At 42.8% G+C, this 23,364-nt stretch carries 25 protein-coding genes; 17 read left to right on the top strand and 8 right to left on the bottom strand.

Annotated features, from left to right (window positions below; all coding sequences use genetic code 11):
• Positions 1–23 precede the first annotated feature (23 nt).
• From hisH to hisIE, 5 genes are all read left to right on the top strand, one after another.
• Entirely contained in the window at positions 24–659 is a 636-nt protein-coding gene (hisH, locus tag ACSSS3_RS17155; RefSeq protein WP_442845652.1) for an imidazole glycerol phosphate synthase subunit HisH, read from the top strand.
• A 51-nt stretch (positions 660–710) separates the two neighbouring features.
• Positions 711–1,103, top strand: coding sequence for a four helix bundle protein (locus ACSSS3_RS17150; RefSeq protein WP_442845651.1), 393 nt, complete (start codon positions 711–713; stop codon positions 1,101–1,103).
• 54 nt (positions 1,104–1,157) lie between these two features.
• A complete protein-coding gene (hisA, locus tag ACSSS3_RS17145) occupies positions 1,158–1,910 on the top strand; it encodes a 1-(5-phosphoribosyl)-5-[(5-phosphoribosylamino)methylideneamino]imidazole-4-carboxamide isomerase (RefSeq protein ID WP_442845650.1) in 753 nt (250 codons plus the stop codon).
• Between the two features lie 119 nt (positions 1,911–2,029).
• Positions 2,030–2,785 (top strand): imidazole glycerol phosphate synthase subunit HisF, encoded by a 756-nt coding sequence (hisF, locus tag ACSSS3_RS17140; protein WP_442845649.1) that lies wholly within the window; start codon positions 2,030–2,032, stop codon positions 2,783–2,785.
• A 30-nt stretch (positions 2,786–2,815) separates the two neighbouring features.
• On the top strand, positions 2,816–3,409 hold the full coding sequence (gene hisIE, locus ACSSS3_RS17135) for a bifunctional phosphoribosyl-AMP cyclohydrolase/phosphoribosyl-ATP diphosphatase HisIE (RefSeq protein ID WP_228230077.1): 594 nt from the start codon (positions 2,816–2,818) through the stop codon (positions 3,407–3,409).
• Positions 3,410–3,412: 3 nt separating this feature from the next.
• Here the strand turns inward: hisIE and ACSSS3_RS17130 are convergent, their stop codons facing one another.
• Entirely contained in the window at positions 3,413–4,816 is a 1,404-nt protein-coding gene (locus ACSSS3_RS17130) for a hypothetical protein (protein ID WP_442845648.1), read from the bottom strand.
• Positions 4,817–4,909: 93 nt separating this feature from the next.
• A complete protein-coding gene (locus ACSSS3_RS17125) occupies positions 4,910–5,416 on the bottom strand; it encodes a peroxiredoxin-like family protein (protein ID WP_442845647.1) in 507 nt (168 codons plus the stop codon).
• 240 nt (positions 5,417–5,656) lie between these two features.
• On the opposite strand from ACSSS3_RS17125, the gene ACSSS3_RS17120 reads away from it, so the two are divergent.
• Entirely contained in the window at positions 5,657–6,343 is a 687-nt protein-coding gene (locus ACSSS3_RS17120; RefSeq protein ID WP_442845646.1) for a C1q-like domain-containing protein, read from the top strand.
• On the opposite strand, the gene recQ is transcribed toward ACSSS3_RS17120, so the two are convergent.
• Positions 6,340–8,460: a DNA helicase RecQ gene (recQ, locus tag ACSSS3_RS17115; protein WP_442845645.1), complete on the bottom strand. Its 2,121-nt coding sequence runs from the start codon at positions 8,458–8,460 to the stop codon at positions 6,340–6,342. The genes ACSSS3_RS17120 and recQ overlap by 4 nt on opposite strands.
• Positions 8,461–8,705: 245 nt before the next feature.
• Between recQ and ACSSS3_RS17110 the strand changes: the two genes are divergently transcribed.
• The 3 genes from ACSSS3_RS17110 (at position 8,706) to ACSSS3_RS17100 (ending at position 12,272) form a co-directional block, all read left to right on the top strand.
• Positions 8,706–9,593, top strand: coding sequence for a carbon-nitrogen hydrolase (locus tag ACSSS3_RS17110; RefSeq protein ID WP_099644973.1), 888 nt, complete (start codon positions 8,706–8,708; stop codon positions 9,591–9,593).
• Between the two features lie 3 nt (positions 9,594–9,596).
• Entirely contained in the window at positions 9,597–10,634 is a 1,038-nt protein-coding gene (locus tag ACSSS3_RS17105; RefSeq protein WP_442845644.1) for an agmatine deiminase family protein, read from the top strand.
• Between the two features lie 291 nt (positions 10,635–10,925).
• Complete coding sequence (locus tag ACSSS3_RS17100; protein ID WP_442845643.1) at positions 10,926–12,272, top strand: DEAD/DEAH box helicase; 1,347 nt, start codon at positions 10,926–10,928, stop codon at positions 12,270–12,272.
• 16 nt (positions 12,273–12,288) lie between these two features.
• Here the strand turns inward: ACSSS3_RS17100 and ACSSS3_RS17095 are convergent, their stop codons facing one another.
• The 3 genes from ACSSS3_RS17095 to ACSSS3_RS17085 are packed head-to-tail and all read right to left on the bottom strand — an operon-like array spanning position 12,289 to position 13,360.
• Entirely contained in the window at positions 12,289–12,660 is a 372-nt protein-coding gene (locus tag ACSSS3_RS17095; RefSeq protein ID WP_442845642.1) for a DUF2237 family protein, read from the bottom strand.
• A gap of 8 nt (positions 12,661–12,668) precedes the next feature.
• Positions 12,669–13,016: a DoxX family protein gene (locus ACSSS3_RS17090; RefSeq protein ID WP_228230068.1), complete on the bottom strand. Its 348-nt coding sequence runs from the start codon at positions 13,014–13,016 to the stop codon at positions 12,669–12,671.
• Positions 13,013–13,360: a DoxX family protein gene (locus ACSSS3_RS17085; protein WP_442845641.1), complete on the bottom strand. Its 348-nt coding sequence runs from the start codon at positions 13,358–13,360 to the stop codon at positions 13,013–13,015. Before ACSSS3_RS17085 ends, ACSSS3_RS17090 begins: the two co-directional genes overlap by 4 nt.
• Before the next feature lie 210 nt (positions 13,361–13,570).
• On the opposite strand from ACSSS3_RS17085, the gene ACSSS3_RS17080 reads away from it, so the two are divergent.
• Positions 13,571–14,833, top strand: a complete 1,263-nt coding sequence (locus ACSSS3_RS17080) for an NAD(P)/FAD-dependent oxidoreductase (RefSeq protein WP_442845640.1) — start codon at positions 13,571–13,573, stop codon at positions 14,831–14,833.
• A 97-nt stretch (positions 14,834–14,930) separates the two neighbouring features.
• Positions 14,931–15,110, top strand: coding sequence for a hypothetical protein (locus ACSSS3_RS17075; RefSeq protein ID WP_442845639.1), 180 nt, complete (start codon positions 14,931–14,933; stop codon positions 15,108–15,110).
• Positions 15,111–15,135: 25 nt separating this feature from the next.
• Here the strand turns inward: ACSSS3_RS17075 and ACSSS3_RS17070 are convergent, their stop codons facing one another.
• Positions 15,136–15,714: a pseudouridine synthase gene (locus tag ACSSS3_RS17070; protein WP_442845638.1), complete on the bottom strand. Its 579-nt coding sequence runs from the start codon at positions 15,712–15,714 to the stop codon at positions 15,136–15,138.
• A gap of 127 nt (positions 15,715–15,841) precedes the next feature.
• Here ACSSS3_RS17070 and ACSSS3_RS17065 point away from each other — a divergent pair, with 127 nt between their 5' ends.
• The 3 genes from ACSSS3_RS17065 (at position 15,842) to ACSSS3_RS17055 (ending at position 19,426) form a co-directional block, all read left to right on the top strand.
• Positions 15,842–16,411, top strand: coding sequence for a PepSY domain-containing protein (locus tag ACSSS3_RS17065; protein WP_442845637.1), 570 nt, complete (start codon positions 15,842–15,844; stop codon positions 16,409–16,411).
• A 17-nt stretch (positions 16,412–16,428) separates the two neighbouring features.
• On the top strand, positions 16,429–17,472 hold the full coding sequence (locus tag ACSSS3_RS17060) for an MBL fold metallo-hydrolase (protein ID WP_442845636.1): 1,044 nt from the start codon (positions 16,429–16,431) through the stop codon (positions 17,470–17,472).
• 64 nt (positions 17,473–17,536) lie between these two features.
• A complete protein-coding gene (locus tag ACSSS3_RS17055) occupies positions 17,537–19,426 on the top strand; it encodes a hypothetical protein (RefSeq protein ID WP_442845635.1) in 1,890 nt (629 codons plus the stop codon).
• 34 nt (positions 19,427–19,460) lie between these two features.
• On the opposite strand, the gene ACSSS3_RS17050 is transcribed toward ACSSS3_RS17055, so the two are convergent.
• Positions 19,461–20,504 carry a chemotaxis protein CheB gene (locus tag ACSSS3_RS17050; protein ID WP_442845634.1) on the bottom strand — a complete coding sequence of 348 codons (1,044 nt, stop codon included), beginning with the start codon at positions 20,502–20,504 and terminating at the stop codon, positions 19,461–19,463.
• A 284-nt stretch (positions 20,505–20,788) separates the two neighbouring features.
• Between ACSSS3_RS17050 and ACSSS3_RS17045 the strand changes: the two genes are divergently transcribed.
• The 3 genes from ACSSS3_RS17045 to ACSSS3_RS17035 all read left to right on the top strand — a co-directional run bounded on the left by ACSSS3_RS17045 (position 20,789) and on the right by ACSSS3_RS17035 (position 23,294).
• Positions 20,789–21,238 (top strand): KTSC domain-containing protein, encoded by a 450-nt coding sequence (locus ACSSS3_RS17045; protein ID WP_228230059.1) that lies wholly within the window; start codon positions 20,789–20,791, stop codon positions 21,236–21,238.
• A gap of 9 nt (positions 21,239–21,247) precedes the next feature.
• Positions 21,248–22,108 (top strand): DMT family transporter, encoded by an 861-nt coding sequence (locus ACSSS3_RS17040; RefSeq protein ID WP_442845633.1) that lies wholly within the window; start codon positions 21,248–21,250, stop codon positions 22,106–22,108.
• 130 nt (positions 22,109–22,238) lie between these two features.
• The gene (locus tag ACSSS3_RS17035; RefSeq protein ID WP_228230057.1) at positions 22,239–23,294 is read left to right on the top strand and encodes an NAD(P)-dependent alcohol dehydrogenase; all 1,056 of its coding nucleotides are present in this window, start codon (positions 22,239–22,241) and stop codon (positions 23,292–23,294) included.
• The last annotated feature ends 70 nt before the right edge of the window (positions 23,295–23,364 follow it).

The raw sequence follows: 23,364 nt of genomic DNA, 5'->3' as shown, positions 1-23,364 counted from the left end.
AAGGGGGAATTAAATCAATAGAAATGAACAACAATACTATAAAGGAACAAAAACACTCCCCCTTTGGGGGAGCCGGAGGGGGACTCGTAATCATAAACTACGGCGCCGGAAACATACAAAGTATCAAATTTGCCTTCAAGCGTTTGGGGATTGATGCGGTCCTGTCTGACGATGCTGAAGAAATTAAAGCCGCAGATAAGGTGATTTTTCCCGGAGTGGGCGAGGCCAGTAGTGCAATGGCCAAGCTACGGGCTACCGGCCTAGACCGGGTAATTCCTACTCTAAAACAACCTGTATTGGGCATTTGCCTGGGGATGCAATTGATGTGCAAACACTCAACAGAAGGAGAAACCACCGGACTCGGGATTTTTGATACCGATGTGATCAAGTTTTCAAATGCCGTAAAAGTTCCGCAAATCGGCTGGAATGAAATTTCAAACCTGGAAGGCCCTCTATTTAAAGGAATTCCCGAAAATTCACATATGTACTTGGTGCACAGTTTTTATGCTCCCCAATGCACTGAAATGATCGCCACCACGCATTATGAAGTTGATTATGCTTCGGCTTTGCAAAAAGACAATTTTTACGGTGTGCAGTTTCATCCGGAGAAAAGTGGTAAAGTTGGACAGGAAATTTTGAAAAATTTTGTGAGCTTGTAGAGCAGAATTCATTGTTTATGATTTATTATTTCTTGTTTAATATTTTGAAAAATGGGAACTATAAAAAGGTTTGAAGAACTTGACATATGGCAACTCGCAAGGGATTTATGCCAAAATATTGAGCGACTTTTTCAGAATACAGGAGTTGGATCAAATTATGTATTAAGAAACCAAATGGAAAAGAGCTCTGGTTCAATTATGGACAATATTGCGGAGGGATTTGATCGTGGAGGAAATAAGGAATTTATAAACTTCTTGAGTTATGCTAAGGGTAGTGCTGGAGAGTTAAAATCGCAATTTTACAGATGTATGGATAAAGGATTAATTTCGAATGAACAGTTTGAAGAGAATTCTATAAAATGTCAGGAAATACAAAACAAAATTGGTGGTTTTATAACATATCTGAAAAAGTCAGAATTCAAAGGTCCAAAATTTCAGCGCTAGAATTGTATAGAAACCAGCAACAATAAACAAGAAATAAGAAACAATAAATAACCAATGCGAATAATCCCCGCCATAGACATCATAGACGGTAAGTGTGTACGCCTTTCAAAAGGTGATTACGATACCAAAAAAATATACAACGAGCACCCGCTGGAGGTTGCAAAGGAATTTGAAGCCCACGGTATTCAATATTTACATCTGGTTGATCTGGATGGGGCTAAAAGCAAGCATATTGTAAACCATAAGGTTTTGGAGCAAATCGCTTCACAAACCAGCCTAAAAATTGATTTTGGGGGCGGACTCAAAACCGACGAGGATCTGCGTATCGCTTTTGAAAGTGGTGCCAATCAAATCACCGGTGGAAGTATTGCCGTCAAGGATCCGGAAACCTTTAAGAGCTGGTTGTCTAAATTTGGTCCCGACAAGATTATTTTGGGAGCAGATGCGAAAGATGAAAAAGTAGCCGTTAGTGGATGGCTGGAAGAATCTAAAGAAGAATTGATTCCGTTTATCAAGAGCTATCAGCAGGAAGGCGTGTCGTATGTAATTTGTACAGACATCAGTAAAGACGGGATGTTAGAAGGTCCTTCTTTTGATTTGTACCGAAAAATTCTGGAAGAATGTCACCCTGAGCTTGTCGAAGGGGCAGTCGAGAACATTAAACTCATCGCCTCCGGCGGAATCTCCCATTTTGACGAATTACCAAAGCTGGCTGAACTGGGCTGCGAAGGAACCATTATTGGGAAAGCGATTTACGAAGGACGCATTTCCATGAAACAATTGGAAGATTTTATATTGAATTCTTAACTAAGTAGACCTCACAGGTTTTATAAACCTGTGAGGTCTGAACTCCTGATAAAAAATTAGTTTTCTGCCGAAGTTTATGCTGAGTGCATCCAAGTGCGGAAAAGACAAAAAATAAAAATATGCTTACCAAACGAATCATTCCCTGTCTCGATATCAAAAACGGAAGAACCGTAAAAGGGGTCAACTTTGTAGATCTGCGCGATGCCGGTGACCCGGTAGAACTCGCAGCTAAGTATGCCGAAACGGGTGCAGACGAACTCGTTTTTCTGGATATTTCGGCAACGGAAGAACGCCGAAAAACCCTCGCTGATCTGGTTTTACGAGTAGCCGAAAAAATAAACATTCCTTTTACCGTGGGTGGCGGAATTTCATCTGTTGAAGATGTAGATATTCTATTGCAAAACGGGGCAGATAAAGTTTCTATCAATTCGTCGGCGGTTAAAAATCCGCAACTGATTAATGATCTTGCGGCTAAATTCGGTTCGCAGTGTGTAGTGGTTGCTATTGACGCGAAACAAATTGAAGGTAAATGGACTGTACACCTTGTGGGTGGTAAAGTACCTACCGAACTCGATCTGTTTGAATGGGCTCAGGAAGTAGAACAACGTGGTGCAGGAGAAATCCTCTTTACTTCGATGGATCATGACGGCACCAAAAACGGCTTTGCAGACGAGGCCCTGGCAAAACTGAGCGGTATGTTGAATATTCCCATTATCGCTTCGGGCGGGGCAGGGACGATGCAGCACTTCACAGATACCTTTAAAAACGGAAAATCAGACGCAGCTCTGGCTGCCAGTGTATTTCATTTTCACGAAATAGACATCCCCGAGCTAAAACACGAATTGAAAAAACAAAATATCCCGGTACGGATTTAATACTTTCGCAACCGCGTAAAAAAAGATACCATGACAATCAACTATAATGAACAGGGCCTGGTGCCGGCAATTATACAGGACGCTAAAACCAAAAATGTTTTGATGCTGGGCTATATGAATGAAGAAGCCTATCTCAAAACCAACGAGACCAAAAAAGTAACTTTTTACAGCCGTAGTAAGCAACGTTTGTGGACCAAAGGCGAAGAAAGCGGTAACTTTTTACACTTGGTTTCCATTAAAAATGATTGTGATAACGACACCTTATTGATAAGCGTGAATCCGCAGGGACCAACCTGCCATAAAGGAACCGACAATTGCTGGGGCGAGGATAACGAGCAGTCGTTTGGTTTCCTAACCGAATTGGAACACACCATTTCGGAACGTAAAGCCAATCAGGATAACGAAAAAAGCTATGTTGCCGATCTGTTTCGCAAAGGCATTAATAAAATCGCCCAGAAAGTAGGGGAGGAAGCCGTTGAAGTGGTTATCGAAGCTAAAGACGACAACGACGATTTATTTCTCAACGAGAGCGCAGACCTCTTATTTCACTATCTGATTTTGCTGAAAGCCAAAGGTTACGGATTACAGGATATTGAGCAGGTTTTGATAAATCGAAAGAAATAAGACTTAATTATAATTGCTAAAGCGCAATTCCAGAATATCATTGTCTTTATCCAGATAAATATAGCTGTATCCTTCTTTAAGGAATGCAGCTGATAGTTCGCTGAAGCTTCGTACTTTTTTCAGGGATTCGGTATAGGATTCCTGATCAATTTGTGCATAAGTAGTTTCAACGCCGGTTGCGCTTTTCAGTACGCCTGATGCATCCAAAACAAACGAGATTTCCTCATCAGAATCATAGAAAGGAGCATCCCCGGGAGCAGCCGGGCCAAATCCTGTAGGTACAGATTGCATCATTTGATTCATATTTTGCTGCATCATTTGCTGCTGCCACATCATTTGATTTTGAAACATCCAATGGTGAAACCACCAGTTGTATTGATATGCCTTTTTATCTACATAGCTTAAAGTAACCAAAACTGCGCCTTCCTTTGTGGCATTAGTAGTTATTGTAGTCGCATTTCGGGATCGTGATGCTTCCGAGATAAATTCATCTAAATCTGAGGAAATTTCGGCTTTAGCTAATTGCACACGATCATACGTTACAGATTGCTCATCTGCATTTTGAATGGGTAAAACATCTAATTTAAAAGACTCTTTACTTAACGAAATAGCCAAAAGTTGTTCTGGGTTAAGAAAGGAATTGTAATCTTTTAGTTTTTGAATACCATCCTGATTAAAAACCCTGACTTCAGAGACAGGACCGGTCTCTTCGAGGTTCACACTTACAACCGCCGTTGATGAAGCCTTTGGATCATCTTTGGTAAAAGAGATTACCTTGTCGTACAAATAGGCTTTAGCGTTTGAAATCGAGCCTTTATCTACAAAATCCATAGTCTCGATGGCCTGTAGATTATCCTTGAACAATTCTTCCAGTAAATCGGCCGTTCTTCCGGTTACGGGGCGATCCTGAGTAGTAATGCTTTTGGAATTTTCAATACTTGCGATATGAAGCGTGTTGTCCTCATAGTTGATCATATGCGTAACACCATCGCTGCGAAGTTTCAGTTTGTAATCTTCAAATTTATCCTTAAGCTCCAGTTTAGCACTCGATGAGCCGTCTAAAGCGAAATCAAGCACTTCCTGACCATCTTTTGTAGTTACCAAAAGCGTCACGAGATCATTAGAAAAGTGTAACGATTCGATTCTCGGTTCTTGGCTAAGCGAGAGTGCGGCTAATTTCTGTAGGTTCTGAGCCTTATCTAACAGAAAGGGCAGGACCTCATACATTTTAGTATCCTTATTTTTTAAAACTGCAATGTGAATAGATTGCTCCTGTTTCCAATCTGCAGAAAAAGTCTGAACCAATTTTTGATTATCCTGAAGTTTAATACTTAAGGGATCGATTCCGGCAACTAGAAAATTAGAAAAAAGAAGAAATACTAAGGCAAAAGAATAATGGCGAATCATTTAAAAGTTTTGCTGGCAATATAATAATTTAAATTATTTCGACTCCCAAAACCCTAAAGATCCGCCCGAATTGGTATTTGATCACGTGGAAACCTAATTTCCTCCCCGCGCCGGATACTCCTCTTTTTTGATAAAATCAATTCCCTTTAGGAGTCCGTCGAGATCAGGCCGGGCAAAAGGCATGGTTTGTATTATAGAGCTGTAAAGTGTTCCGTCGGTGTTTATTAAAAAGAGTCCGGGTTCTGAAAAAACTTCGGGTTCCCCTTCTTTTATAGCGTGTGAAATATACAGTCCCCATTCGCGTGCTTTGTCTTCGGTCAACTCATAAGCGATGGGTAAATTCCCGGTTTCCCATTTTTCAGCTGAAAGTTTTGCGCGTTTTTCTGAATCCATACTAACTGCGATTACATTAACGCCGCGTTCTTCAAAATCGCTGAGTTTTGAAGTGAATTCTTTGAGTTGTTTCTTGCAGATAGGGCAGTGCAAACCTCTGTAAAATAATACCAGCATAAAACGTTCCGGTTTTTGTTTACTCAACTCCCAGCGGGTCCCATTTATAAGGTTTAAGTCTAACTGGGGTACTTCCTGATTTGGTTTCATAATTTTTGTTTTCAAGTTAAGCTTAAGACTAGCAACAGCGACACAATAAACTGGTAAAAAAGGTTAAGGTGTTCCCAACTAGATTTTACTTGTATATAAGTCTTAAGGCTTCTCAGGCTGAATAATTTTACAAGTAAAGTTTGATTAATCGGCTAACTATCAGTGTATTTTGTCGCTTTTTTGTTTATTTCAGCGGATGAATATTTATTTTCAAAGTGCCATTCAAAACGAAGTCTTCTTATGCGTTGGGTATTTTATCTCTTAGTTCCGGCTATATCCTTTGCCGGTTTTTCACAGGTAGGATTTGGGACTACAAATCCACATCCGGATGTCTTGGTTGACATTAATGGAGCATTACGTGTACGGCAATATATAGAGGGCAGCGGCACTGCAGCACGGGATTCTATTGCTGTTTTTGATGGTAGAGGTGTCGTTATGAGCGTTCCTTCACGTATTTTATTAGCCAATATGGATAAGTCTTTAGTAAAAGCCAAGCTAACCTCAAATTTTAGTATTGCCTTATTATCTAATGTGATTGTAAAATTCAATTCGGAAGATTTTGATCTAAAAGATGAATTTGATCCTACGACGGGATATTTTACTGCGGAATATGCGGGAATCTACAGAGTGAGCGCGCAAATAAAAACGAACTCTTTAAGTGCCGGTGATCTTGGGCTTTCCATTTATAAAACCAATATCGCAGGAACCGTTGAGACCAAAGTTGCTGAAGAGAATTTTATAAATGTATCTATTCCTCTAGGACTGTCAACAATCAATGTATCACCTCCCACACGTTCGGTTTCTACATTAGTTCAATTAGAAGCCGGGGAAAAAATCAGTTTTAAAGTATATTCTGCCGTAGGCTTAAGCCTCTCCGGCAATACAAACGGTTATGATTCCTTCTGTACCATTGAGCAGGTGCGCTAGTTGTTGTTTTCAAGTTCAATTATGGTTAAGGCCAGACGAATTTTGTGATAGGGTACTTTTTCTTCCAGAAAATCGAAGTAAGCCTTTAAGGTATCGGGACTGTTTAATTCTTTCGCGGCAATTTTAACCTGAGATACTTCGTCCTCACTCACATAATCATACAGATTTGTTTTTTCACCATCAAGAGCAAGCTTTGCCAAATGCGAATACACGGTAGTATCTTTTAAATCACGCTTTCGCGAAATTTCCTCAATGCTGAGTCCGTCTTGAAGCATTTGATAGGTGACCTTATGCGTAGCTGTTTTACTGCCCTTTTTCTTGATTTTAGCAGCCTGAAACTCGAGTATTGCATCGATAAAGGCATCTCCGTAAACCTCAAGTTTGCGCTGGCCTACACCGCTTATTTCCAGGAGTTCCAGCTCACTCATAGGGCGTACCCGTTCCATTTCTTTTAGGGTGGCATCGCTAAAAACCAGATAGGCCGGAATGTCTTCTTCCTTAGCAATATCGGCTCGCAATTGTCTGAGTTTTTCAAACAGATCGTTGCCCTTTTTAATTTTAGGTTCTTTGGCAACGACTGGTTCAGGCTGAATCGCTTCGGTAGGATGCGTAAGTAAAACTTTTTTTCCATTGAATAAAACCTCCTTGCTTGACGGAGTTAAATGCAGGGCATTATTCAGATGAAAAGCGATTTCGCAATAACCCTGATTAATCAATTGCAAGACATAATGCTGCCAGTCTTTCCAGGAAGTGTCTTTGCCAATCCCAAAGGTTTTGACCTCTTCCAAACCTTTATCAATGATCATAGCGTTTTTGGCACCGCGCAGAATATCGATAATAACGCCTATGGGTTCGCTGTTTTTAACCCGGGCAATGGTAGATAATGCTTTTTGGGCAAGAATGGTTCCGTCAAAAAACTGGGGCGGATTTTTACACACATCACAGTTACCGCAGTCTTTTTCTAAAAACTCTCCAAAATAACTCAGCAGTATTTTACGCCGGCAGGTCAGGGCTTCGGTGTACTGCTTCATACGATCCAATTTGGCATTCTGCACCTCCTCATTGGCAGCACCCTGAGTAAAACGCCTCAATTGAATCACATCTGCATAGGTATGAAAAAGCAAAGCGTGCGCATCGAGACCGTCGCGCCCGGCCCGGCCAATTTCCTGGTAATAGCCTTCCAGATTTTTCGGCATATTGTAATGGATCACCCAGCGCACGTTTGACTTATCGATCCCCATTCCAAAAGCGACCGTGGCGCAAACCACCTGGGTTTTATCGTAAATAAAATCTTCCTGTACGCGGGTGCGTTCTTCAAAACTCAGCCCCGCGTGATAGGATTCGGCTTTAATACCTTTGTTTTGCAGGGATTGGGCAACAGTCTCGGTGGTTTTGCGGCTCAGACAATAAATGATTCCGCTGGAATCGGGACGTTTGGCCAGAAATTTTTTAATCTGATCGAGCCGCTTGTCTGCCGCACGCACTTCGAGAGTGATATTTTTTCGGTCAAAAGAGCTGATGAACTGCCTGGCGTGCGTGATGTTAAGCTGCTCTGCGATATCCTGTCTGGTGGCTTTATCAGCGGTTGCGGTAAGTGCAATAACCGGAACAGCGGGCAGGGATTTCTTTAAAAAACCCAATTGCTGATACGAAGGCCTGAAATCGTGTCCCCAGGAAGAGATACAATGCGCCTCATCTATCGCGATACAACTGATGTAGTTTTCGGTAAGCAGGGGCGATAATCCCGAAAGACTTTCAGGCGCAACATAAAGTAGCTTTAATTCGCCATTTGCAGCTTTGGCCAGTATTTCCTGTTGATCTTGAGCCTGCTGACTGCTGTTGTAAAAATCGGCTTTGATCCCGTTTGCATTGAGTCCGTCAACCTGATCTTTCATCAGGGCAATCAAAGGCGAGATGACCAAGGTAAGTCCTTTAAAATGCATAGCGGGTAACTGATAGCAAATAGACTTTCCGCCACCTGTAGGCATAATAACTATGGCATCATTTCTGGAGAGTACCGTTTCTATAATTTCCTGCTGATTGCTTCTAAAACTGTCGTACCCGAAATAGGTTTTCAAGGAAGTGAGCAGTTCGGTATGATCAACAGATTGGGCCATGTTAGAAACTTTTTTGCAAAAAACGGCATTTTTAGGCAGATAGCTCAGGACCATCTTATTTTTAACCTAATTGGACGCTGCACGTGTTTTTAACATTATAAATTTTACAAAAACGGGTTTTGCTTTTTAAACATTATGCATTTTTACAATCTCAAAATGAATATTAAATAATTCTTGGTAATTCAATGAACAAAGCCCTTATTTTACTGGGTTTTGCTTAGAATTTATCTGTAAAATTGTCTCGTATGAAAGCAAGAAAATACACCATCGCAGTCCTGCAACTCAATTTAAACAACACCCCCGAAAACAATCTGGAGAAGTGTAAAAAGTGGGTGCGTGATGCCGCCGCTCAGGGAGCAGAGGTTATATCGCTGCCCGAACTGTACAGCAGTCATTACTTTTGCCAGGATGAAGATGTAGACAATTTTAAATACGCAGAACCCCTCTACGATATTTCGTTTACCGCTTTTAGCGCCCTGGCGAAAGAGTTAGGCGTGGTGATTATTGTTCCGTTTTTTGAGAAACGTATGAGCGGTATCTATCACAACAGTGCTTACATCATTGATACAGACGGAAGCGAAGCCGGTTTATACCGAAAAATGCACATTCCGGACGATCCGCATTTTTATGAGAAATTTTACTTTACGCCGGGGGATTTAGGTTTTAAAACCATAAAAACCAAAAAAGCCAACTTGGGTACACTCATCTGCTGGGATCAGTGGTATCCCGAAGCTGCCCGATTAACTGCTTTGCAGGGAGCCGAAGTTTTATTCTATCCCACGGCAATAGGCTGGCATCCCCAGGAAAAAGTGCAATACGGGGTTAACCAGCATGGGGCCTGGATGAATGTGATGAAAGGTCACGCTGTCGCCAATGGCGTGTATGTTGCAGCCGCAAACCGTATCGGACTTGAAAAATACGTGCCCGATACCAACGGAATTGAATTTTGGGGACAGTCGTTTATTTGCGGACCCCAGGGTGAAATTCTCGCACAGGCCTCTGTGGATCAGGAAGAAATTTTAATGGCAGAAATCGACCTGGATTTACAGGAAAACGTTCGCCAAAACTGGCCATTTTTCAGAGATCGGCGCATCGATTTCTATGGCGAAATAACTAAACGCGCACTCGACTAATCTATGAGAAAAGAACGACGTCTACCTGCAGAATGGGAACAGCAACAAGGCATTTTACTATGCTTTCCGGGAAATGGCAACGACTGGCCGGGTAAGTACCAGACCATTCAGTTTGCGTTTGCCGAGTTTATTAAGAAAATTGCAGCGACCGAGACCGTTTTTGTTCTGGTAGGTAGCGAAAGCATTCGGGATAAGGCCATTAGCCTGCTCGAAGCTGCTCACGTAAACCTCAGTAAAGTCACATTTATTATTCAAAAAACCAACCGCAGCTGGATGCGCGATGCAGGCCCCATCATTGTAAAAACAGATGCCGGCCGCGAAGCACTTAATTTCAACTTTAACGGCTGGGCCAAATATGGCAACTTCAGGCTAGACAAGCAGGTTCCTAAACGTATAGGTGATTTTCTGGGAATTCCCATCAAGCAGGTCATGCACAACGGCGAACCTGTGATTCTGGAAGGTGGCGCAATTGATGTAAATGGGAAAGGCACCTTACTTACTACCGAAGAATGCCTGCTCGACCCCGAGATTCAGGTGCGCAATCCAAACTTTACCAAAGCCGATTACGAACTCATTTTCAAAAAATACCTGGGTGTTACTAACACCATTTGGCTGGGCGATGGTATTGCCGGTGATGATACGCATGGTCACGTTGATGATTTATGCCGCTTTGTAAACGAAAAGACCATTGTGACGGTTGTGGAAGAGGATCAGCAAGATGCCAATTACAAGCCTTTACAGGACAATTTAAAACGCCTGAAACAAGCAAAGCTTGAAGATGGAAGTAGTCCGGTGATTGTGACGTTACCTATGCCAAAGGCGATCAATTATGAAGATCTGCGCGTACCCGCCAGCTATGCCAATTTCCTTATTCTGAATAAAACGGTGTTGGTACCAACATTTAATGATGCTAAAGACCGAATCGCACTGAATACGCTAGCCGAACTTTTCCCCGACCGCGAAGTAATAGGTATCGGGGCAATAGATCTGATATGGGGTCTGGGAACCCTCCATTGTCTGAGTATGCAGTTGCCGGAGTAGTTGTGTTAGATTTTAGGTATGAATGTGAAAAGTAAGAAGTAAGAAGTAAGAAGTAAGAAGTAAGAAGTAAGAAGTAAGAAGTAAGAAGTAAGAGGTGAAAGGTAAGTGGTGAGAAGTAGGAGGTGAGAGGTAAGGGGTATTAGGTAAATCTTGTAATGCTTTTCATCACGTTTCAAACAGCAAACAGCAAACCGCAAACCGTAAACTGGTAACTGGTAACTGAGACTGCCAACTGCGAACCGAACACTGCCAACTGAATTAAAAACGTACCTTTGCCGCAAATACGCGCACATGGCATCTTTTGAAGATTTTAAAATAAATAAACAATTGCGTTATGCGATTGAAGACCTGGGTTTTACTGAAGCTACACCCATACAGGAACAGGCTTTTTCGGTTATACGTTCGGGTAGGGATGTGGTAGGTATTGCACAAACCGGTACCGGAAAAACCTTTGCTTACACCTTGCCGTTATTAGAAGGTCTTAAATTTTCAAAACAGGTTAATCCGCGTATTTTGATTTTGGTTCCTACCCGCGAACTTGTTTTGCAGGTGGTAGATCAAATCAAAGAATACGGTAAATACAGCTCCATTCGTGCTTTGGGCGTTTATGGCGGCACCAACATCAACACCCAGCGCCAGGAAGTTGCGCAGGGCTGTGACATTATCGTAGGTACTCCCGGCCGTCTTTACGATTTGGCCGTAAGCCGCACGCTTCAGCTTAAATCGATCAAGCATTTGGTTATTGACGAAGTAGATGTGATGCTCGATCTGGGCTTCCGGTTTCAACTGGTAAATATTTTTGATTTGCTTCCGCAGCGCCGTCAGAATATCATGTTTTCGGCAACCATGACAGACGAGGTTGACGAACTCATGGATACCTTTTTTACCGCCCCAGAGCGTATTCAGGTGGCTTTAAGCGGTACACCTTTAGAATCTATCGATCAAAAGTATTACGAGCTGCCTAATTTCTACACCAAGGTAAATCTGGTTATTTACCTGCTGGAAGACAAGGATACCTATCAAAAAAACCTGATTTTTGTATCGAACAAAAAGCACGCAGATCGCGTCTATGCCGAGCTGGCTGAAGTTTTTGGCGATTCGGTTGGGGTAATTCATGCCAATAAAACCCAGAATTACCGAATCAATGCCATCGAGCAGTTTGATAAAGGCACCTATCGCATTTTGGTTACCACCGATGTGATGGCGCGCGGACTCGATTTAGACCAAATCACCCACGTCTTCAATCTGGATGTACCACGTTTCCCGGAAAACTACATGCACCGTATAGGCCGTACCGGTAGGGCAGATCACAAGGGAAACAGTATCCTGATGGGTACCGAAGCCGAACTTGAAAAGAAACAGGAGATTGAAGAGTTGATGAATAAGAGCATTCCGCAGCAGGAATTGCCCGAAGGACTTGAAGTTTCTAAAAAACTACTTCCCGAAGAACAGCCCGATTACGTTGAGATCAATAACCCGATTAAACGCGATGAAGATCGAGGGGCCAGTTTCCACGAGAAAAAAGAGAAGAATAAAAAGGTCAATCTGGGAGGTAGTTACAGAAGGGAAATTGCTAAAAAGTACAAGAAACCCAAAACCCGTGGGGATAAGGGCTATAACCGCCGTAATAAAAAATAGGACAACATTTTTCGCATCATTCCGGTAAGGCATACTGTTCGAGCAACTCAAGACGGGTATAGTTTAGCGTTTCCTGATGACAGGCCTCGAGCTTAAGTTTTGGAGCAACGCCTGCTTTTTCCGCTTCAAGCCATCTGCTCACACACAAACACCAGAAATCACCGGGTTTTAGTCCGGGGAAATTCCATTGCGGGCGGGGCGTGATCAGATCGTTTCCGCGATTAGCAGAAAAATTCAGGAATTTTTCGGTTACATGAGCGCACACCACGTGAGTACCCGTATCTGCATCAATTGTTTTGCAAAATCCGTCTCTAAAATACCCGGTTAAAGGTTCATAGCAGCACGCAATAAGCGGTTTTCCGTAGACATTAAGCGGATTTTCTTCCATATCAAGTATTAATTTTTAAAGAAATAGATAGCCAAAAAAAGATTCACCAGCATAAAAACAAACGCCGGGGACGATGCCAGTATGCTGTCTTTGATTCGCAGGCGTGTTAGAAACCCAAGCAACATCAGTACAGCAAGACCTGCGGCGCTCAGGGCAAGCAGATTGGTGTTAAAGAACGTGCCTGCCAGTAGGCCTGTTCCGCCCAGCAATTGTAAGTACCCAGTGGTTCTGCGCCATTCACTCAGACCAAAACGGGTGAATTCTTCCTTCATTTTTTGGGTAAGCAAACAACTAATGCCATAAATGACAAAAGCAATACCGGTAAATAGAGCCAGGGCCTTTAGTAAGAGTATCAATTGAAGAATCCGTAGTGATATGCGGCGATAAATAAGCTAAGTACCAGTAAAGCCAGGGAAGGAAGGTGCTTAACAAATGGATTTTTCACCTTAAAATGGGCAAATTGCGCACAAATCATCAAAAATGCCATTAATAACGCCGGGATTGCTGCCAAACCGGGATACCAGATGCTCGTAATGAGCAAGGTAGAAAGGGCGATCTTAGAAGCCCCCACAAAATTACGGGTGAGGTCTGCCAGGCCATATTCATTAAACTCCTTAACGATATTGTCCCAGCGAAAAACCCAAACAATCACAATAGAAATAGCAATAATAACTTTAGAGAGGGTAACGATTAGTTCCATAGTTTTTCTTTTCAAGTTAAGGTAATGCGGGGATTGAATGCTGCCTTGCGCCACTAATATTTAGTTAAAAAACTTTCATAAATTTTGAATGTTCACTTCAAATGGTTGTGCTAGTGGCTTAGATATTAATGTTTTCTAAAAGAAGTTATTTCCGGTTAATCCTTTTTTTCTTTTACATATCTTGAACCGCGATAAGCGTTTATAATTACTATGGAATCAACTAACGACAAACCAATTTTTATTGTAGGAGCAGGGGTAAGCGGTCTGGTAGCGGCCCGCGTACTGGAGAATCACGGGTATAGCCCTATTGTTATCGAAGCCGGTGATCGCGCAGGCGGTCGCGTAAAAACCGATATTGTAGAGGGTTACCAGCTCGATCAGGGCTTTCAGGTTATGCTTGACGCCTATCCTAAAGCTCAGGAATACCTCAATTACGATAAGCTCGATCTTCAAAAACTGATTCCAGGAGCGATACTTTTTAATAACGGAAAGCGTAAAGTGCTGGGTGATCCTACCCGCGAACTTTCGATGGCATTACCCACTATGCTAAGCAGTGTGGGATCATTTTCAGATAAACTGAAGGTTTTAAAGCTCAATTTTAAACTCCGAAAAAAATCGCTTGAAGCTGTTTTTGCTTCCGAAGAAAAAACCACCTTACAGTATTTAAAAGATTACGGGTTTTCTGAAGGGATGATCAATGGCTTTTTTAAACCCTTCTTTACAGGAATTTATCTGGAAGACAGGCTTCAGACTTCAAGCCGTATGTTTGAATTCGTCTTCAAAATGTTTGGCGAAGGCGCTGCGGTCATTCCCCGTGGTGGAATAGAGGCTATTTCCAGACAACTGCAGGATCGCCTAACCCAGACCGAGTTTCGGTTTAATACACGCGTTAAACAGGTAACTCAGGACGCGGTGACCCTCGAAGATGGTAGCACGCTTGAAAGCCTGGGTACGATTATCGCAACAGAAGCCGGTGATCTGGTCGCCAATCTAAACCAACAACAACTTCTCTGGAAATCAGTTGACAATCTGTATTTTGAAGTGAAGGGTGCGCCTGTTTACAACAAGCCTATTATCGGACTTTTTAATGCGAAAGACACTTTGGTCAATAACATTCATTACGCTACAAATATCGCCACGCACAGCGAAGGGCGCTATGGTTTGCTTTCGGTTTCGGTGGTAAAGGAGCACGAATACAGCGAAGAAAAACTCGTAGAACGGGTACAGGAAGAACTGGCAAAACACGCCAAAATTAAAAATACCCGCTTTTTAAAAAGGTATCGAATTAAAAAAGCATTGCCTCAACTGGATAATCTGCGTTATGAGATGGCACCTTCTGAAACCCAGCTAATCAACGGAATTTTCCTGGCCGGGGATCAGCAATTAAACGGTTCGCTTAACGCCGCAATGATGGCCGGCGAGCGCGCAGCTCTGGGACTTATTCAGACGATTGAGGGTGGGGTTGTTAGATGAATTTTTTGATGATATTCTTTTAATTTTCCAAATCCATATATTATTTAAACCTTTGATTCTTAAAAATGGTAAATTTAAAAACCTAAAAATTAAACATATGAATAAATCAAAAATTGTATTAACCCTCGTAATTAGTGTACTTTTTGCAGGGATAATTTTGTATTTTACTGATATTATAAATTCAGAATTAACTATTAAAGCCTTTATGATTCCGGCATTTTTGATTTTAGCAAGTCAATTTCCAATAAGTGCGTTGTTTAATAAAAGTAAGGCGTAAATTTTTAATTGTTTAGCAATAAACACTAAACCTCCCCATCCCATTCCACAACCGCTCCGAGTTGCAGGTTACCTACTTTCAGGTTTCCAACCCGAACCCGAACCAAACGAAGGGTAGGGCAATTAATAGCTGAAGTCATCTTACGCACCTGCCTGAATTTACCCTCTTCAATCGTAATACTCAGCCAGGTTACCGGCCCATGCCGCGCATCCCGTATTTTCTTAGCCCGGTTAGGTAAATCCGGAGAAGTTTCCAATCGTTGTATTCGCGCGGGTTTGGTTTCATATTTGGCCCCATTAAGCCCAATTTTGATACCCTCCCGCAGTTGATCAAGTTCGTTTTCGGTGGGATCTCCATCTACCAGCGCATAATATTCCTTTTCGATACCGCTTCGGTTGATGAGATCGCTCAGCTTTCCATCGGTAGTCAGCAGCAGCAGACCTTCAGACTTTTCGTCCAGACGGCCTATGGGCATAATACCTTCGGGCCAGTCGCAGAGTTCGTCCAGAAATTTTTTCTTCCGCCTTTGCCGCAAATCATTACTGCCCAGCTGGCTGATGTAGCCGTAGGGTTTGTAAAGCAGAAAATGCCGGTGTGTAGTCAAACTGTGTCTTTTTCGCCTGGCGAAAATACTAAAATCAAACCGCCTTCAGACAAAAGCTTTAACAGCAGCACAGGCAGCCATTTGCCGGAATACTTTATTTTTGGGCGTTTAAACGCTTTTACCAGTAATGTCCACGCAAAACAAACGAAAAAAACAAGCCAAAATCCTAAGACAATTTCGCAGCATACACCGGGCAATGGGTGCTGTGTTGTTTGTGTTTTTCTTTGTGATTTCAATTTCAGGGGCATTGCTAGGGCTAAAAAAGAACAGTGGCGATTTGCTGTTGCCCAAAACCCGGGAGGGCACCACCAGCGATTTGTCTGAGTGGCTGCCGTTACCTACGCTTCAGGACAAGGCTATCGCCGTTTTGCGCGACTCGGTCTCTGCAGATCTTTCGCCCAGGCTAGACCGCATAGACGTGCGCCAGGAAAAGGGAAGTGTCAAGTTTATTTTTGCCGACCATTACTACGGCATTCAGCTCGATGGTGCTACCGGTAAGGTGCTTCATTTAGGGAAACGCCGCTCTGATGTGGTCGAAAACATCCACGACGGTTCTATTATCGATACCTATCTGGGAACCGAAGGTTATTTTAAGCTGATTTACACGGTTATTATGGGAGTGGCCCTGCTATTGTTTACCATAACCGGTTTTTGGCTGTGGTACGGGCCGAAACGTATGCGAAAAAACCGCGACTAACGCAAAAATGAAAATCTATGTTCAAGCAATTTGGCGGTAAAATCACTCCCGAACTTCAAAAGCGCTATGCGCAATCGCCCAACTGGAAGGATGGGAAGTTTGAAAATACTATGGAAACCGGAATGGATTTTAGTTTTAAAGACCTTCCGGGGATGCTTTATAAACTCTTTTTTCAAAAAGGAAATACCCTACCCAATGAGGATTTAGCCATCCTTCCGCTTGATGTTGAAGCTTTTTTAGAACCGTCAAAGTCTATCAAATACGTTTGGTACGGTCACGGCGTGTTTTTAATGCGCGTCAATGGCAGGACTTTGCTCATTGACCCGATGTTTGGCCCTGATGCAGCACCCATTTCGCCTTTTGGCTCCAAACGTTTTTCTAAAAATACGCTCGATCTAATCGATACCCTGCCACCCATTGATCTGATGCTGCTAACCCACGATCATTACGACCATCTGGACCTTGCCAGTATTCAAAAATTAATTCCGAAAATCTCGAATTGTTATGTTGCTCTGGGAGCCGGCAGACATCTGGAAGCCTGGGGTGTTGATGCCGGTGATATTACAGAATTTGACTGGTGGGACAGCACCAACTTTGAAGGTATTGAAATCACGTTTACGCCAAGCCGGCATTTTTCGGGACGGGGTTTGGGTGACCGGGCCAAATCGCTTTGGGGCGGCTGGGTTTTTAAAACAAAAACCGAATCTTTATACCTCACCGGCGATGGCGGGTATGGTCCTCATTTTAAAGAAATAGGGGAGCGGCTGGGGCCTTTTGACTTTGGCTTTATTGAATGTGGACAGTATGGTGAAAAATGGCGGCAGATTCATATGTTTCCTGATGAAAGCATTACAGCAGCTCTTGATGCTCAAATTAAAATGGGAATGCCGTACCACTGGGCTGGCTTTAAACTCGCGCTTCACGACTGGACAGAACCCGCTGAAGAATTTGTGAAGTATGCAACCCAAATGGACTTTGACTATACACTGCCCGGGCTGGGCGAACTCAACAGCCTACAGGACTCCCCAAATAAACAGAAATGGTGGGTTGCCCTTTCTTGATTTCCTGCTTTTTATAATCCCAAAAGTTTCTATATTGCCGGTTTACCCCAAATCTGCTGATGCTATGCACCCATTCTTTTCCTGCCTGCTTCTGTTTCTTTGCCTGACCACGGCTGGTCTTGCTCAGGACGATACCTACGGTATTGTAATGCCCAATAATGCAAGTACGCGAGCCAACTGCCAGCGCTGTCTGCAGCTATTTCGGCAAAAACCGAAAGAAGTCCAGTTTTCGGTTGAAAAGGATGAAAACAATATTTTGTGGTTCGTCATAACCGATAAACGCTGGTTTGAGCAGATGTTTCAGCAATCTGGAGACGGCATCGCCCTCGATATTGTAAATAAGAAGCGCTACGACTGCAAGGCTACGCCAACAGAAGCCAAACAAATACGGGGCCTTTTACAAAAACCGGTTTATGCTGATGTATTGCGACGGGGTTTAAAACCTTACGAAAATAGCTTTCGGGTACGTGTAGGCCAGCTTCCTGATGAACTTCAGGGTCAAACGCTTGAGTACAATGTTTTGTTTTTAAATAACCGGCACTTGTGTATGTACTACACCGTGTACAACCTGGAAGCCTACAACTGGAAACTCCTCGATATGGGGGTTTATCTGGACACCATCACTTTCGAAAAAGCGGAAAAAGCAGGGCAGGAGCTGGTTTCCAAATCCTACAAAACCCTCAATTTCAGGATTCCTTTTGAGAAAAATAAGTCTGAATATCTGGCGGAAGACATCAGACCCGTTTACGATTCGTTGCGGCTTACCGATTTCGATATCAAAGCTATAGAAATACAGGCCTACAGCAGCGTTGAGGGCAATCTGGAACGCAATATTGAATTGCAGGAACAGCGCGCAGCCAGTATTGTAAGGGCTTTACAGAGTTTTCAGGAGCCTCAGATAGAAACCAGGGTAAATTCGGCTGAAAACTGGGTCGAATTTCTAAAGGATATTCAGGGCACTCCCTATGCATCCTACAGGGATTTGAGCAAAGCCGAGGTAAAAAACAAACTGGCCGGCCCCGATGGCACAAAGCTTGAACCCATTTTAAAAAACCACCGCAAAGCGCTGATCAGGCTTTCGCTCGAAAAGAAGAGCAGCTATAAAACCATGACTACCCAAAGCCTCATTCATGAATTCAACGCTGCGCTGCAAAACGAAGAGGTCATCAAAGCTCAGGAAATTCAAAACCTGCTGCTGGGGCGGGTGCGCGACAAATTAGTAGACCCTAATTCGCTTAAAGAACTTCAAATACCTCGGCAGGAGAACTATGCCGATTTTTTAAACAACAATGCTGCTGTACGCTATCTGGTGGATCAGGCTTATTTGATAATTGCCTATAACGAACTCGAGAAACTGCAAGATCTTGATTCCGATAACTACAAAATCAAATACAACCTGGCCGCTCTCAAATTTGTGATCTGGAAGTTTGATTTACAACCGGTAGATCCTGCGGCGTTTTTAACGCAAATCAGGACTTTGAGATCCTACGACATTGAAGAAAGTCTCATTGGCCGAATGCTTACCAATTATTACATCATTCAAAGCGAAAAGTATGCACGGGCTCGCGATTATGCCCGAAAAGACGGCGTTGTACGACAGGTCTTATCGCTTTTAAAAAGTGTAGCCCTGCGCGATGAAGATTATTTGAGTATGGCGCAATACCTTACCTATTATTCAGATATGGAGCAGGCTACTGCCTTGATCGAAGACCGGGTAAACCGAATTGATGTAGACGAAGATTTACTGTTTTACTACCTCAATCTTACCATTATAGACGATGAACTTACTCAGACACCGGAGTATCGAAGTATTATGTTAAACGCCTTCAACCGGAATAAAACCCGTTATTGCAGGCTTTTTAATGCTTCAAATGACGGGGGTGTGACTTTTCAGCTGCTGGAAGATGATTATTTAAGGGATTCCTATTGCGAGAACTGCGAGAATGGGGAATAACCGAAATCTGTGATAAATTACTTCGTTCTCGTAATTAGCAGCTTTCAGACTGCAAACTGGAAGCCACATCAGGATTAAATTCAGGCGGCTCGATGTCCATAGCCTCTTTGAGTGTGCTGATATTTTTTTGGGTTTCCTTAATTTTTTGGCGGGTTGATTCTATCAAAAACCGGGATTCGTTGCGTTCAAAACGTTTCAGAGAGCGCTTAAGCAGATTGAGTTTTTCTTCAAACATGCGCAATGCGATCCACAGGCTTTCTTCAACCTTTTTCTTTTTGGCTTCAATAAGCGCATCCTCGGTAAACCCGTGGCCGGTATGACACCGATAGCGATCCTGATTTTCATCATTTTTCATAAGCCAAAGCGGCCCTCCACAATCGGGACAGCCGTAGGGTACTTTTTCGCCCAGATCGTTTTCAAGATCAACCCGGCTTCCCATAGTTTTAGAAAGTAAAGCTTCGGTCTTGATATACTGCGGTATTTCGCCTGCAGGCGGAATTTCAGTATTTACGAGACGGGTGATTTCTGAAGCCATATCTTCCATTCCACAGCAAAAATCGGGTTGCAGCGAACTCAGTGCAAAACCGGGCATTTCGGGATAACTGGCCTCTGCAGGATCCTGAATACCTATAAGACCCTTGCATGCCTTGATGGCGTGTAAACCGCTGGTTCCGTCGCTCAGCATTCCACTCAAAACCACACCAATTACCCTGTTTGAATAAGTGGCCGCCGCAGAGCGAAATAACGGATCGATAGCCGGGCGCGCCATATTTTCGCGTGGCCCGCGGGTAAGCAACATAACTCCCTCGTCTATAAGTAAATGATGGTCTGGCACCGCGAGGTACACAACCCCGGGTTCTATTGGCGCAGCATGCCGGGCATACTTAAAATCGAGTGTGGAGTTTTGTTTTAAACCGGAAGCATAATCTATATGCAAATGAGACTGCATATGTTGCACCACAAAAAACGCGGCGTTTATTTCTTTATCAAAACCCTTCAAAAGCTTGCGCAATGCGTCAAAACCGCCTGCTGAGGCACCAATAACTACTATTCGGGTCTGCTCATTGAAGGTTTTCAAAATAGAAAGGCTTTTAAAGATTTTTAAAATTATAAAACACAAGCATTTAGCCTTCACAAGAAATCCCTAAAATAAACAGACATGCTGCAGCTAAAAAGGAAATCCATTTTCAGGGAACTTGGTGAAAATACCGGAAGTGTTTACTAAAGTTAAAGGTTGAAGCGGTTATAAATTAGATATTAACCAATTCGTAATCTGATACTTATGTAGATTTAGAATAAAAGCTGCTTTCAGGTTTTTGGTAGCCAAAATAACCTAACTTCGCGCCTTCTTAAAAAAACGCTATGAAACGTATTACCGCTTACCGCAAACTGTTTAATACCGATAAAGATGCAGACCTGAAGCAGCTTAAATCGGCTTACCGCAATCTGGTTAAAGAATGGCATCCGGATAAGTTTCAGGAAGGAGATGCGCGTAAGGAGGAAGCCGAACTGAAAAGTCGCGAGATCATAGACGCCTATCATTTTTTGGTAAGTATTGCTCCAGAGACTCACGCGGCAAACAAAGAGGTGTATACAGAGACCATCACACAATCGGGTATCGCAGATTACCAGCATAAAGGTTTGGTTCTTGAAATTACCTTTACCGATGGCAGCACCTATGAGTATTTTGGTATCGCAAAACCTGTATTTCTAAAATTCCACAATGCGGGGAATCAGGTGCGTTTCGCAAAGCGAAATATTTACAACTCCTTTTTATACCGAAAATCAAAGCGTTATTTGCAGGAAGCCTAACAGATTGTAATGGCTAAAAAAGCGATTTATGCGGTTATTCTGGCTGCGTGCATAGCCGGGCTTAACGGTATTTTGATCAAAAAAATGCCCGCTTTGTCTACCGGAGCGATCGGCTGGTTTAGAGCGGGTATTCCGGTGCTGTTTCTGCTTCCTGGTCTTATACGGGCTAACGATTTTAAGGTTAAGGGCAATTACAAAATGCTCCTTTTGGCTTCCGGTATCAATGCCCTGCGGATGTACTTTTACCTTATCGCTTTTATTTACACCTCTATAGGCAATGCGGTCGTACTGTTCTACATCTATCCGCTTTTTGTAACCCTGATAGAATCGCTAATCTATAAAGCACCCATCAAAAAGGCTCAGATTTACCTGATGCTTCTTGCTTTTACGGGTATTGTATTTACCTACTTAAACAAGCCCTTCAGTTTTGAATCTAAAGATTTTATTGGGATGCTCGCCGCTCTTGCAGCCGCTGTGGGTTACGCCTTTTTTGTAAGCCTGTTTAAGAGACAAACTGTGCACTGCAACCGCAATCAATTGCTGTTTTATCAAAATATAGCAGGAGCCGTTGTGTTTCTTCCATTTTTGTTTGGTATTGAAAATCCGGTGCCGGAACAATTGGGCATTGCGGTGTTTTACGCACTTTTCATTGGGATTGTGGTATTCAGCCTGTTCTTTTTCGGCTTAAAACACCTTAACGCAACCACGGCTGCTTCGCTGATGTATCTGGAGATTTTGAGTGCCATTATCTACAGCTATTTTTTGCTGGGCGAAGAACTAACCTGGAATACCTATCTGGGCGGAAGCCTGATCCTCATCAGCAGCTTTTTCATCTCAAGGATCAATAAAACGGTGACTTCAAAATCTTAAGCTTTTAATACATCGTCATTGAAAAATTAACCTGAGTTAATCACCCGCGTTAAACTTAGTTTAAAACCCCCGTTGCTACTTGCCAAGGCTTTAATATAAGCGTAATTTAATGCTCAAAGTAAAAATAATTATGAGCGAAGTAAAAGCATACGGGGCAGCAGATCCCAAAGCAGATTTAAAACAAATAAATATTGAACGCCGCGAGGTTAAGCCGCGTGACGTCAAAATTAAAATTACCTATTGCGGTGTATGCCATAGTGATATCCACACGGTACGCAACGACTGGGGCAATTCTAAATATCCGGTAGTTCCTGGACACGAGATCATAGGTGAAGTGCTTGAAGTGGGTAGCGAGGTAAGCAATTTTAAAGTTGGTCAAACCGTAGGCGTAGGCTGTATGGTAGATTCCTGCCGCGAGTGTGAGCCTTGTAAGCACGATCTGGAGCAATTTTGTGAAGAAGGAATGGTAGGTACTTATAACGGTAAAGACAAACATCTGGGAGGTCATACCTTTGGTGGTTATTCTGAAGAAATTATTGTAGATCACTATTACGTGTTAAGTGTACCGGACAATCTGGATACTAAAGCAGTAGCTCCTTTACTTTGTGCCGGTATTACCACGTTTTCTCCGTTAAACCACTGGAAAGTAAGTAAAGGCGATAAAGTAGGCGTGATTGGTCTTGGCGGACTGGGGCATATGGGAATCAAATTTGCTCACGCAATGGGAGCTCACGTGGTGATGATCACCACCAGCCCTGAGAAAGCCGAAGATGCCAAGCGTTTAGGTGCAGACGAGGTATTGATTTCTAAAGATAAGGATGCCATGAAAAAACATCAGGGCAGTTTTGACTTTTTGCTGAATACCGTTCCGGTTGGGCACGATATTAATCCGTATTTACAATTGTTGAAAATAGATTCAACGATGTGTATGGTGGGAGCAATAGAGCCTTTACCTGATGTTCACGGCGGTAACCTGATTATGGGACGTAAAAATGTAGCAGGATCCCTTATTGGTGGTATCAAGGAAACTCAGGAAATGCTTGACTTCTGTGGAAAGCATGACGTGGTAAGCGATATCGAACTGATTGACATCAACACCATAAACGAGGCTTACGAACGTGTGGTTGACGGCGACGTTAAATACCGTTTTGTGATTGATATGGAATCCTTACGCAACGCAAACTAATAGAAGGTTTATATCCATTAAAAAACCCCGTAAATCAACTGATTTACGGGGTTTTTTCTTTTTAAAACTG

Origin of the sequence: Leeuwenhoekiella sp. H156 (assembly GCF_052218455.1) — a bacterium.
GTDB lineage: Bacteria > Bacteroidota > Bacteroidia > Flavobacteriales > Flavobacteriaceae > Leeuwenhoekiella > Leeuwenhoekiella parthenopeia.
Note: the sequence above shows the minus strand (reverse complement) of the source record. Positions and strands in the feature narration are given on the sequence as shown.